Origin of the sequence: Bdellovibrio sp. BCCA (assembly GCF_037996825.1) — a bacterium.
Classification (GTDB): domain Bacteria; phylum Bdellovibrionota; class Bdellovibrionia; order Bdellovibrionales; family Bdellovibrionaceae; genus Bdellovibrio.
The window spans coordinates 1,032,052-1,044,332 of the sequence record NZ_JBBNAC010000001.1 but is presented as its reverse complement, the minus strand read 5'-3'; the positions used below and the strand labels follow the sequence as shown (position 1 = coordinate 1,044,332).

10 protein-coding genes are annotated in these 12,281 nt (G+C 45.9%); 6 read left to right on the top strand and 4 right to left on the bottom strand.

Annotated elements, in window-relative coordinates:
• The first annotated feature begins 3 nt into the window (after positions 1 to 3).
• The 5 genes from AAAA78_RS05155 (at position 4) to AAAA78_RS05135 (ending at position 7,880) form a co-directional block, all read left to right on the top strand.
• The gene (locus AAAA78_RS05155; RefSeq protein ID WP_445291975.1) at positions 4 to 1,620 is read left to right on the top strand and encodes a fibronectin type III domain-containing protein; all 1,617 of its coding nucleotides are present in this window, start codon (positions 4 to 6) and stop codon (positions 1,618 to 1,620) included.
• 13 nt (positions 1,621 to 1,633) lie between these two features.
• Positions 1,634 to 3,460 (top strand): adenylate/guanylate cyclase domain-containing protein, encoded by a 1,827-nt coding sequence (locus AAAA78_RS05150; RefSeq protein WP_340590708.1) that lies wholly within the window; start codon positions 1,634 to 1,636, stop codon positions 3,458 to 3,460.
• A 66-nt stretch (positions 3,461 to 3,526) separates the two neighbouring features.
• Entirely contained in the window at positions 3,527 to 4,219 is a 693-nt protein-coding gene (locus AAAA78_RS05145; RefSeq protein WP_340590706.1) for a JmjC domain-containing protein, read from the top strand.
• 26 nt (positions 4,220 to 4,245) lie between these two features.
• Positions 4,246 to 4,449 carry a SlyX family protein gene (locus AAAA78_RS05140; protein WP_295902253.1) on the top strand — a complete coding sequence of 68 codons (204 nt, stop codon included), beginning with the start codon at positions 4,246 to 4,248 and terminating at the stop codon, positions 4,447 to 4,449.
• Between the two features lie 56 nt (positions 4,450 to 4,505).
• Positions 4,506 to 7,880 (top strand): beta strand repeat-containing protein, encoded by a 3,375-nt coding sequence (locus AAAA78_RS05135; protein WP_340590704.1) that lies wholly within the window; start codon positions 4,506 to 4,508, stop codon positions 7,878 to 7,880.
• Between the two features lie 7 nt (positions 7,881 to 7,887).
• Here the strand turns inward: AAAA78_RS05135 and AAAA78_RS05130 are convergent, their stop codons facing one another.
• From AAAA78_RS05130 to AAAA78_RS05115, 4 genes are read right to left on the bottom strand one after another with little or no spacing between them, the layout of a single operon-like run.
• Positions 7,888 to 9,153: an ABC transporter permease gene (locus AAAA78_RS05130; protein ID WP_340593628.1), complete on the bottom strand. Its 1,266-nt coding sequence runs from the start codon at positions 9,151 to 9,153 to the stop codon at positions 7,888 to 7,890.
• A complete protein-coding gene (locus AAAA78_RS05125) occupies positions 9,153 to 9,857 on the bottom strand; it encodes an ABC transporter ATP-binding protein (protein WP_445291974.1) in 705 nt (234 codons plus the stop codon). Before AAAA78_RS05125 ends, AAAA78_RS05130 begins: the two co-directional genes overlap by 1 nt.
• A complete protein-coding gene (locus AAAA78_RS05120; protein WP_340590701.1) occupies positions 9,832 to 10,314 on the bottom strand; it encodes a ZrgA family zinc uptake protein in 483 nt (160 codons plus the stop codon). The genes AAAA78_RS05125 and AAAA78_RS05120 overlap by 26 nt, the downstream gene beginning before the upstream one ends.
• A 23-nt stretch (positions 10,315 to 10,337) precedes the next feature.
• A complete protein-coding gene (locus tag AAAA78_RS05115; protein WP_295903092.1) occupies positions 10,338 to 10,787 on the bottom strand; it encodes a DUF3299 domain-containing protein in 450 nt (149 codons plus the stop codon).
• A 114-nt stretch (positions 10,788 to 10,901) separates the two neighbouring features.
• Between AAAA78_RS05115 and hisS the strand changes: the two genes are divergently transcribed.
• A complete protein-coding gene (gene hisS / locus AAAA78_RS05110) occupies positions 10,902 to 12,152 on the top strand; it encodes a histidine--tRNA ligase (protein ID WP_340590700.1) in 1,251 nt (416 codons plus the stop codon).
• Positions 12,153 to 12,281 lie beyond the last annotated feature (129 nt).

Genomic DNA, 12,281 nt, shown 5'->3' with positions numbered 1-12,281 from the left:
CGATTGAGCGCTTCGCTTTTCATTCTTATTTTCACATTCTGGACCGCAGCGGTCTGGGCGGCGCCGTTTCGCCGTTTGGTGAACTTTGAGTGGGAAGCCATTGAAGGCGCTAAATCCTACGAGATCGAACTTTCACAAAGTAAAGAAGACGATAAAGAAGATGGCAAAGGCAAAACTTTTACTTTCAAAGTGAAAGATGCTGCCTGGAATGGTCGTTTGGCTCCGGGAAAATACATGATGAAATTGCGTTCGCGCGATTATCGTGGCGTTCCTGGTGAATGGAGTCCGGCGAGCGAATTCAACGTCGGTCTTGAAACAGCCGTCTTAAAATCCCCGGCTTCCCGTTCACGTATTGTTTCCAAAGAATCTGACAAAGTGAAAATGGATTTCCAATGGGCCCCGGTGGGCGGTGCTGACCAATATCAATTCACTTTGACTTCGGAAGACGGCAAAACGCAAGTTTCAGAAACTTTGAACGACACGCATATCAAAGTCGAACTTCCGGTAGCAATGAACTACACATGGAAAGTTTCGGCCGCTAATAAAGATGGCATTCAAAGTGACGCGACATCGGTCGGGCAATTCTCCGTTTTAGGTAAAGGCATTGAAAATCCTAAGATTGAAAAACCTGAAAGCGAATTCGTGCGCGAAATCAAATGGACTCGTCCGGATTATGCTTCTCGCTATGATGTTTATGTTTTGAAACTCAATGAAAAAGCCAAAAAATGGGAAAAGTTTAAAGTCATTGAGAACACTCAAGAAGACACTTTGCCTTTTGATGAAACATGGCCTGGCGGAAAATACCAGGTAGCTGTTCGCGCAAAATCAGATATGCGTCCTAGCTCTCCTCTGGCAAAACAAAGTTTTTCTGTTCGTCATGGTGATCGCTCTCCTGCGGCGGAATACACGGCTCTTGTTAGAAAATCCATCGACCGTGTGACGGGCTGGTATGCTGTTGCTAGTTATCTGATAACCGAAATGCAGTTTAGAGGAAGCAATCCAGAAAAAAACTCGGCGGTCGCCTACAGTGCGATGGGCGGAACAGGCCGGATGGGCTTAGGATGGTTTAATCCAAACACGCCGTGGGGATTTTTAAGTATTATAGATTTAAGCGGTTTCACATTTAACGGAAAAACTCAGACCTTTGCTTCGGCAGAGGTCAACGCCGTTTATAGACAGACCATAGGAGACCGCGGCGAAGTGCGTTTCCAAATGGGGCCTTACTACAAGGAACTTCCTGAAACCGTCGGTGACCCTTTCTCGGGGCAATCTCAAGATTTAAAAATCACGTCGGCGGGGCCGCATGTAGGCGCAGAGTATTGGTACTCACTCACGCCAAAACTGGGATTACAAATTAACGCACACTTGTACATGTCGTTGTTGAAAATTAGCACACCTAACGGAGAACCACTTCGTCCGGCGCTTTCAACTCAATTTGGATTTTTAGGAAGTTATCGTTTCACTCCGACTTTCACAGGCCTTGTCGGTTATGCCCGTCGCGAAGACAAAATGTCTTACAATGCCGTGCCTCGCTCTGACAACTTTGCCGTGGATGGCGACGTGAACGAGTCCACTATCGTCGGAAACTATCTAAACATTTTTGCGGAGTGGGCTTTCTAGCCTGGAGATTGTTATGAGAATACCTATTTCAACAAAACTCATCACAGTAACGATTCTGATTCTGGTCGCGGCAACCGGAACGATCACTTGGATCTCTTCAGACTTCTTTGAAAAGAAATCTTCTGAGCAAGTCGATATCGCGAACTTGGAATCTGCGGCAGCTAAGGCGAAGGAAGTTGAAAACATCATTGGTTCTTTGGTGGAAAAAACTCGCGTCAGCGCGTCTCTTTTAATGAAGGGAACTGCGGCGGAAACAGCCACAGGTGACGACTTTGATTTTAGTTTTACGAAAGATAAAAATTTTATCGCTCTTGAAGTTTTAAAATTGGATGGAAGCTCCGTTGAAACTGTCGCGCGTAAAGTAAAAGACGAAGTGCTTAAGCCTTACGGTCTTTCCAGCACTTATATTATTCATGTGCGCTCGTGGCAGAAGTTTCCTTTGCGTTCGGTTGCGCAAGGAAGTGTGGAACTTAAAAATGCTTCCTATCCAAAAGCTCCGGCGATGATTACGATCGGTATCCCACTGGTACGCGACGCTCAAGGAAAAATCACGCATATTGCTTTGGCAGATATTGCTTTAGCTCCACTTGAAAAACCATTCACGGATCCTTCAGAGAGAACGCAGTATCTTGTGGATCGTTACGGTGAACTTTTAGCGCATAAAGATGAACAAAAGGCCATGGCAAGACTGAACTTAGCAAAAAATCCTTTTGTGCAAAAGGCTTTGGCGCAAAAGTCGCCTCAGTATCAAACGAAATTCGTTGATCCTGATTTTGATAAAAACTATTTTGGCGCGTCTGTAAAAACATCTTTTGGGGCGACGTTGATTTCACAAACCTCTGAAGAAACAATCCTGGAAGTGTCCCATGAGGTGAAACGTCGAGCGATCTTTGTTGCCGGATCTGCGATCTCCATGGCGATCTTCTTTATCTTCCTTTTCTCTATGACACTCACCTCCCCGATTGAAAAATTGGCGGACATGATCAACTTGGTTTCTAAAGGGAACTTCGATGTGAAGGCCCGTGCGCAAGTCCGATCTCACGATGAAGTGGGTGACTTGGCAGAAGCGTTTGATCACATGACGGAAGGTCTGAAAGAGCGTGATAAAGTAAAAAATCTTTTCTCAAAATTCCACGGCTCTTCTGTCGCTGAAGACTTGATCAGCAAAGACATCGGTGTCGGCGGTCAATCAAAAGAAGTCGTCGTCTTCTTCTCGGACATTCGTGGCTTTACGGCGTTTTCAGAAAAACGCTCTCCAGAAGAAGTCGTTGAGATGCTCAATGAGTACTTTGGTGTGATGGTTAAAATCATCAATGCTCATGGCGGGGTCGTTGATAAATTTATCGGGGATGCGATTATGGCCGTATGGGGCGCACCGAAAGGTTCTGAGCGCGACGCTCACAATGCCGTTCGTGCTTGCCTTGAAATGAGGAAAGCTCTTGAGGGCCTCAATGAACTGCGTATTTCCCGTGGCCAACCTGCGATCAATATCGGTATGGGTCTTCATGCCGGAGCCGCAATTTCAGGAACAATCGGTTCTGACGAGCGCATGGAGTACACTGTCATTGGAAACACGGTCAATACAGCATCACGTATTGAAGCTTCAACAAAAGCGTTCGGTGCAGATCTTTTGATTTCCGATACCGTCATTGAAAAAATCGGTGGAGATTTCAAAACAGAACTTGCCGGTGCCGCCGAAGTGAAAGGCCGCTCTGAAGCATTAAAGATGTTCAAGGTTCGCGGTTATCGCGCTGCGGATGGCACTATGGTAGAAGTCAGCACACCTTATTCCGACTACGAAGCGGAAGCAGCTGACAAGGTGAAAGTGAAAGCTGCGTAATTTTCCTAAGATTAATTTGTTCGTTTATTTAGGAGCAAGGTAAGAAGTTTTTTTAAGGAGTCACTTATGTCGATTCTGGAAGAACTTCTTTCCCCCATTCCTTTTTCTATGTTTTCCCAGGAGTACATTGCTAAAGAGCGTCCCTTTGCTGCTCCCGAAAAAGCGCTCTTCATGAAAAACTGCATCTCGTGGTTTATGCTGCAAGAAATTTTAGAAAATCGTCACAGTGATTGCTGGCTTCCGATGCAGGGAAAACTTCCCGAGGATTCATCTTTGAATACGGGTACTTTAAGCAAAGAGCAGTTTCTTCATGGGTTTAAAAACAAGCGCACTCTTTTGATTCGTCATGCGGAACAGGCTCATCCCATAACACAAATGATTGCCCAGGATTTTCAGTCCTTCTTTCAATGCCCGATAGATTTACAAGTCTACTGTACGCCTGCGCAACAAGAGGGCTTTGAATGGCACTATGATTTAGACGAGGTTTTCGTGATTCAAACTTTTGGAGAAAAAGAATTTCGCCTGCGCAAAAACACCACGACTCCCCGTCCGCTAGACCGTAAAGCTTCGCAGCGGGAATATTTTTTAAGGGAACCTCCGGCTCCTGAAATTCGCTGTTGGCTTAAGGCTGGAGACTGGCTTTATATTCCAGCAGGTTATTGGCATAAGGCGCAGGCTATGACCGACTCCATCCATCTTTCTATTGGAGTCCACACCGCGGAAGTGCTTCAACCCGAGCAGAATTTACACTTGTATTAGAGCCTAAAAAGTGGGAAAAGCAGCGCATGTCTGAACAACGCTTTATTGATCTTGAAACCAAAATTGCCCATCAGGAATTCCTTCTTGAGGAACTCAACCAAGTTCTTTATCAACAACAGCAAACAATTGATAAACTGGAAGGCCTCTTGCAAGCCCTGACGAAACGTCTGCAAGGTCTAGGCGACGGAGACGACGTTCGTGGTCCTGGAGAAAAGCCACCGCACTATTAGTCGTCTCAAACTGAGAACGTCTTCAGTTTCCTTGTTAAATTTCCGATAAAGAATGTATGAAGAGCCCTCTTTGTACGTACTTGTTTTTATTGGCCTTCTTTTTTTCTGTTTCAATGGAAGCAGCACCTAATTTTTTGACCTATCAAGGTCGCATCGTTAAAACCGACGGTTCTCCTTTAGAATACAATAACGTCAGTTTTCTGTTTGAAATTACGAGTAACAATGGCACGTGCGTTATCTATCGTGAACAAAAAAGCGGTATCGATATGACCAATAGCCACGGAATTTTTGACGTGCCTATTGGCACCGGAACAAAACTGTTTCCCCCTTCTCCGACAAAAACTTTATTGAGTGTTTTTGATAATAGTCAAACACAGGACTGCGCTGATCCTAATAACAACGTCGTTAGTTCATATACGCCGACAGAAGGTCATGCTCGCCTCTTACGAGTTCAATTTCATGACGGTACTGGTTGGAAGGTGATCAGTCCTGATAATGAAATTCGCACGGTTCCTTATTCTGCTTATGCGGCTTCTGCTGCAAAACTCGGTACGAAAACTGAAAATGATTTCGTTTTGAAAACAGGAGTTCCAACTTGTGCCGCCAACGAATTTTTAAGTTGGAATGGAACGGCGATGGTTTGCGCTCCGGTAACAGGAGCCAGCGGTGGAACCGTAACAACAGTGAGTTCGGCAAATGCTTATTTGAGTGTGACTAATCCAACATCGACTCCACAACTGACACTGAATGTGGGTACGACGACCGGAACAGTCGCTGCGGGCGATGACTCTCGTTTTACAAATTCACGTCCACCGACAGGAACTGCTGGTGGAGATCTGTCTGGGACTTATCCGAATCCCGCTGTTGCGAAACTTCAAGGAGTGGCGGTTTCCAATACCGCTCCAACGACTGGCCACTTTCTAAAATTTGACGGCTCTCAATGGGGAAGCTCTGCGATTGCAATCAGTGACGTCACGAATTTGACATCAACACTGAGTGGTTATCACACTGTCGCCGCTTTTAATTCAGCCGTGGGAAGTGCGAATTGTGCCGCTCACCAAACTCCTTATTGGAATTCTGTTTCTGGATCTTTTCAATGTCAGGCGATCAATGTTTCTGTTGCAGGTGATGTGAGCGGAACTATTGGCGCTGTTTCCGTTAACAAGATTAAAGGCGTTGATGTTGACACGACCGGATTAACTTCTGGCCAAGTCTTAAAATACGATGGAACGAAGTGGGCCCCGGCTTCTGATAATAATGCTGGTGGTACAGTTACGAATGTAGCAACAGGTACGGGCTTAAGCGGTGGCCCCATCACTTCGACAGGAACTATTTCATTAGCAAATACTGCTGTGACCGCAGGCTCATATGGTTCTACAACACAAGTTGGCACTTTCACCGTCGATGCTCAAGGTCGTTTGACAGCGGCTTCAAATTCTGCAATTGCTTTTCCTGTGACCTCCGTTGCTACAAAAACGGGTGCTGTCACTTTAGATTACGGCGACATCAATAGTGCCGTGACAAAATATTTAACTTATAAACCTAACAACGTCGCTTGTACTGACGGCCAAGTCTTAAAGTGGATCGCTGCAAATTCTCGCTGGGAATGTGCGAATGATACGGACACTTCTTCTGGTGGAACCGTGACAAATGTTACTGGAACAGCTCCGATCGTTGTCGCGACAGGTTCAACAACTCCAGCGATTTCAATTAACGACGCAACAACATCGGCCAAAGGGGCCGTGCAAGTTGGAGCGGGTATCGCAGTTTCCTCTGGCACGATCAGCGCAGATCCAGCAAACTTCCCATCTGCTGTTCCTACAACTAAAGGTGGTACAGGAGCTACGTCATTCGCTGCAAACAGATTGATTGTTTCCAATGGAACGGGAAACGCGTTAACAACTTTCAACTGCGGCGTCGGAGAACTTGTAACTTTCGACGGTGCCGGAGTGATGGGTTGTACCAACTACTCCTCTTCCGGAGTTTTTGCTAATGGTGGAAATAGTTTTGGCGCCAATGCCACGCTGGGTTTGAATGATTCCTTCAACCTAAATTTTGAAACGAACAATGCTTCCCGCATGACGATTACAAGTAATGGCAAAGTGGGAATCGGAACGACGTCACCAACTTCCAACTTTCAAGTGACTGGCACTGCAAATGGACAAGCTGATTATGGCATGACCACATTTGAAGACGCCTCCAATAACGGAATGACTTTTGGTTACGATACGACGAATAATTGGTCGTGGATGTATTCGCGTTCCGTCAATACTGTTCCGCGTGCGATTGCTCTTTTTACTCACAACTCAAATCAAATTCCTGATTTAATGATTGCGACGAATGGGTCTATCGGTGTCGGCAATAATGCGCCTGAAGTAAGGATGCACGTAACAGGAACGGACTGGAGTTCCAGCAGTTTGTATTTAACTCGCTTTGAAAATGCTTCTGCAGCGGCAGGCCACTGGTCGATCAAAAGTCGTGGAACCAGTGTCGGGACATATGCTCCGGTTCTGGCCAATGACGAAATTGCAGCATTCGGAGGCAGCGCTTACTACGGAACAACTTCCACAGACCGCGCAACAACAGGTTATCTCTCTTTCGTTTCTGCTACAAACTGGAGTGCGGGCTCTACACCTGGTGCGATGAAAGTAGTTCTGAATAAAGGCGATAATACGCTTATCACTCCTTTAGTGGTTTTAAATACGGGATACGTGGGTATCGGAACAACAAATCCCGCAGGTCAACTGGCAAACACCGCCATCAACTTAGGCGACACAGGCACCATCGCCAGTGTTAACGGAAACGGAATTGCGCCGGGAGGATTAAGTTGGCAGACGGCGACAACGGGTTATTCTGGAATCTTTTTTAATTCCGGCACAGCCGCTGCTTCAAACGGACTTCAAGTTTATACGGCAGCAACGGATACGGCTTCGTATGTGATCAATGCGCGCTCTAATGGCACGAGCCGCCTGGCCGTTCGCGCTGACGGAAACGTGGGTGTCGGAACAGCAGCGCCGACTGCAAAGTTGGACGTTAATGGAAATTTCAAATCAAGCAACTCTTGGTCAAAGAATAATCCTGGAAATACAAGCTTTACCTCTGCAGGCACGATTGCCTCATTTACAATGACCTGTAATGGCGGTCCCATTCTTATTTTTGCGAATTTTAGTGCCTCAAATTTGAGTAGCGTGGGCTGGAACGGAACATCGTTTTATATTCGAGTCGGCTCTGCCTCGGGAACGGTTATTCGAGGAGTCTCTAATACTACGAATGATGCAGGAGCCGTGGGCAATCACATGTCGACAATTCAAACACTTTACAACTGCCCAGCCGGGTCGACAACTTTCTATCTTACGGGAACCACAAACGCCGGTGCGACCGTCGGAGTTTACGAAATAGAATTTAGCGCCGCGGAACTCGGCTTGCGTTAGTGAAGCCCTAGAGCTTCACACTCAAGCCGTCTTTGAGAGCCAAGTTCTGTGCCCTAAGAGCCGGGATCAAACCGATTAAAGTTCCGCCGATCAGGGTGATAACCATGTAAAGAAGTTCGCGCTGTGTGAACCACGGTCCAACAAGGTAAAGACCGAACTCTGTTTCAATCCACGGTTTTAGAATAGCGACAAGTCCCACGGATAACACCACTCCAAGTGCCACCCCTAAAGCGGTCAACAGAGCAGATTCAAAAACCAACAGACCGACGATTTGCGAAGACTGCGCCCCCACCGCGCGAAGGATAGCCATTTCACGACGGCGTTCATTCAATGTCGTCGTTAATGAAATCAACATCGCCATCAAGCCCACGACAACAACCATCCATGAAATCATTCTCAACACGCCTTCCACATAAGAAAGCCCGTTCCAGAGTTCACTCAAAGTCACACCGGGAATGATTGCGAGAAGGGGTTCTTCTTTATAGTTATTGATTTCACGTTGCAGTTTCAAAGTTTCGATGCGGGATTTAGCGCCGACAAAGAACGCCGTGATTGAATGAACTTTCAATTTCTCTTTGCTAAGCTGTTCACGAGGAATCATTTTGTCAGCTGTTGGAGCTGCTCCCTCCTGCCAATCCACGTGCAAAGCTTCCATGCCCTCTAATGACATATAGACAGCGCGGTCCAGCGGAGTTCCTGTGGGTTTCATAATTCCAGAAACAACAAAAGGCTTGTCTTCGTGATTCTGAATGCCCTCACCTTTTGTCACTCCATGCGCGACAACGATGCGATCCCCTAATTTATAATTTAATTTGCGGGCGACATCAGCGCCAATCACCACATCCCACAAATCATGGAACTCAATACCGTGCTCAAGTTCGATTTTTTGATCGCCACGATAGTGATAGTGCTTAAAGAAATCTTCGTTCGTTCCAACAACGCGGAAGCCACGATGGCCGTCACCTAAAGAATACGGAATCGTCCAATCAATGGCCGGATTCTTTTTTACGTCCTGATAAGTTTCATAGGAAATATTGTGAGTGGCATTTCCCATATTGAAAACGGTATAGAGAATCAATTGCAACGGTCCACTGCGCGCGCCCACAATCAAATCTGTTTTACTGATTGTTTGCGTGAAACCTTCTTCCGCGGCACGCTTGGCGCGCTCAACCGATAAAAGCAAAGACACGCTGAGTGCGATAGAGATCACAGTCAAAGTGGTAGCAAACGCACGATTCTTCAATGACTTGATAGCTAATTTTAAGAAAACCATCACACAACCTTGTTAATGGAGTCCAACGAGATGGAACGAGTAAAAAGTTTTTCTATGCTGCGGTCATGGGACACAAACACCACGGTTGTGCCATAAAGCTCTGACAACTCAAACATCAGTTTTAAAAATCTCTCGCGGTGATCGGCATCCAAAGCGGATGTGGGCTCGTCAGCCAAAAGAAGATCAGGTTTTCCTAAAAGCGCGCGAGCCACAGCCACACGTTGCTGTTGGCCGACACTCAATTCCCCGACTTTTTTTCCAAGCAAATCACCGATACCTAAGTTCCCACACAGAGCACGGATCACCATTTCAGTATCAACACTGCCTAAGCGCGCGCGACGAGCGGCACTTAAGTGCAAGGGAAGTTCAATATTTTCTTGAACAGTCAAATATGGAATCAAATTGAAATTCTGGAAAACGTAACCCATGTGCTCGGCACGGAAAACGTCTCTTTCTGCCGCGCTCATCTGAACGAAATCGCAACCTAAAATTTTCAAGCTGCCCTGGCTGGGTTTTAAAACGCCCGAAAGCATTTCTAACAAAGTTGTTTTACCAGTGCCGCTCGGTCCATAAAGAAACAACTCCTCACCACGCACCACTGAGAATTCAGGAATGCGCAAAGTAGGAGTCGTTTGACCTTCGTAAGTGTATTGCAGGTCGCGGATCTCAATCAGGATGTTACTTGAGGTCAAGACTGTCTCCATTCTTCAGTACTTGTGCTGACTTTTGCACTCCATCAGCAATCACGTCTACTTGAACTTTCTTTAAACGCGAAAATACTTTCGAAAAATGGAAAGAAACGGAACTGCCCGCCACAGGAGCCTGACAAGTGACAGAAAATTCAGCATCTACGTCCGCATGATTTTTTTCCTGGTTCACCTCAAAGATCTCTTTTTTGATTTCACACTTCAATGAGGAATCAAAAACGATCATCTCCGAAATTTTATCTTCCAGTTTTTTCAGCGCTTCTTCTTTTTTCTGTTTATCTTGCTTAGAGCGGGCTTCGTGTTCGAAGCCGAAAAGAGTGTCGGCGGGAATTTCCATTTCGATTTTTCCCTTTTTGCCGTCAAACCCCATACTGACTTTACCGGCGCCATGAACGTGGGCACCTTGTTCGCGAGCTGCAAAAACCAATGCTGAGAACATAAGAACTTTTAACATAGGACCTCCTCCTTGTTAGCAGATCATTTGTACGGCTCAACAGCTTCACCAACGAGCTCGAACGACGCATCTCCGTACATGGATTTTTTTGTAACTAAATTCAAAGTCCCGTAAACCCAGATAGGTCCCACCGCCACATCTGTGCCTTTTTTCATTTTCACATAGACCATTTGATTCGGTGGCGGAGGCGGAACGTGAATACAAGCTTGCGGGCTTGGTACGAGCAAAAACTCCACCACATCGCGGGAGTTGTCTTCAAGAGGCACCATAAAACCAGGAATTTTAACGGGCTTACCATTCAAAGCCTGCAGCTCAGAAGAAGATTTGCCTGTGATATAGTCCATTTCTCCAAGCAAGCGCCAGTCCACCTCGACACCAGACAAGGCGGCACCACGCGAACCCATGGTTTGATAGATCACCGCGCCAGTAACGGCCGCTAATATAAATACGCCTGCGAGAACCCACTTTTTCATTATGCCTTACCCCAGTTCTTATTAGAAACTGCACCTTAACTAAATGCAATAGCTTTGCGCACCGCCCTTCCCTCTGTTATAAAGGAAATTCTAGTCAGAGAATGAGGCCGAGATATGAGCAATAAAATTCAAAGAGTTCGTGGCACACGCGATCTACTTCCAGAGGACAGTCTTCTTTTCCGTTTTGTCGAAGAATCAGCCTATGAGAAGTCCCTTTTGTACGGTTACGGAGAAATTGAAACTCCGATTTTTGAATTTTCTGACGTTTTTCATCGCACTTTGGGCGAAACGTCCGATGTTGTGAATAAAGAGACTTATGATTTTACAGATCGTGGCGGAGAAAGTCTCACATTAAGACCTGAGGGAACAGCGGGTGTGGCGCGCGCTTTTATCTCTGAAGGTATGATGCAGAACCTTCCATTAAAGTTTTATTATTCAGGTCCGATGTTTCGATATGAGCGACCACAAAAAGGACGATATCGCCAATTTTACCAATTGGGCGCAGAGTGTTTAGGTTATGAGTCCCCGCTTGCCGACGTGGAATGCATCGCACTTGCGTGGGATATCTTACAAAAAATCGGAATCTCTGCGGAGTGCACGCTTGAGATCAACACTTTAGGCGACGTTGAAAGTCGCGCAGCTTATCGCGAGGCTTTGGTAAAATACTTCACAGCTCACCAAGATCAACTGTCTGCGGATAGCAAAATGCGTTTAGAGAAAAATCCTTTGCGTATTTTAGATTCCAAAGATGAAGGCGACAAAAAACTCAATGCGAATGCGCCCAAACTTGAACAGTATTTAAACGAAACTTCACAAACTTTCTTTAAAAAAGTTTTGGAAGGTATTGAGAAGCTCGGCATCCCGTACAAGTTGAATGATCACTTGGTGCGTGGCCTTGATTACTACTGCCACACCGTTTTTGAATTCACGACATCGAAGCTCGGCGCCCAAGGCACTGTGCTTGCTGGTGGACGCTACGACGGTTTGATTGAAACTATGGGCGGCCCAAGAACTCCAGGTGTAGGTTGGGCTGCGGGTATTGATCGTTTGGCGGATTTAACTCCAAAAGAACTCGCGGTTAAAAAAGAAGTTTTGATTGCGGTGGTTGGAGCTGACGACCAAGGCGAAGAAGAGGGCGTAAAAGTCGCTTACGAAATTCGCGCGCGTGGTTTGAAGGCGGAAAATTTCTTATCAGGCAAGATGGGAAAGAAAATGCAGAAAGCGAACAAAGTCGGCGCGAACTACGCTTTGATTTTAGGTGGCAATGAAGTGGCAAATAAAACGGTCACAATTAAAAACTTCGCAACGGGTGAACAAACAGAAATCACTCGTGAGGCTCTGAAAACTTTTGAATTTAAAATTTAAATTTAGTGTAAAAAATTTGGACTAAGATCCGTAAAAAAAGGCGCTGTTTCTTCAGCGCCTTTTTTATTTTATTTTTTAGTGTCGAGCTTTTGATCTTAAGCTCTCTATTATCTCCTCGCATTCGGATTT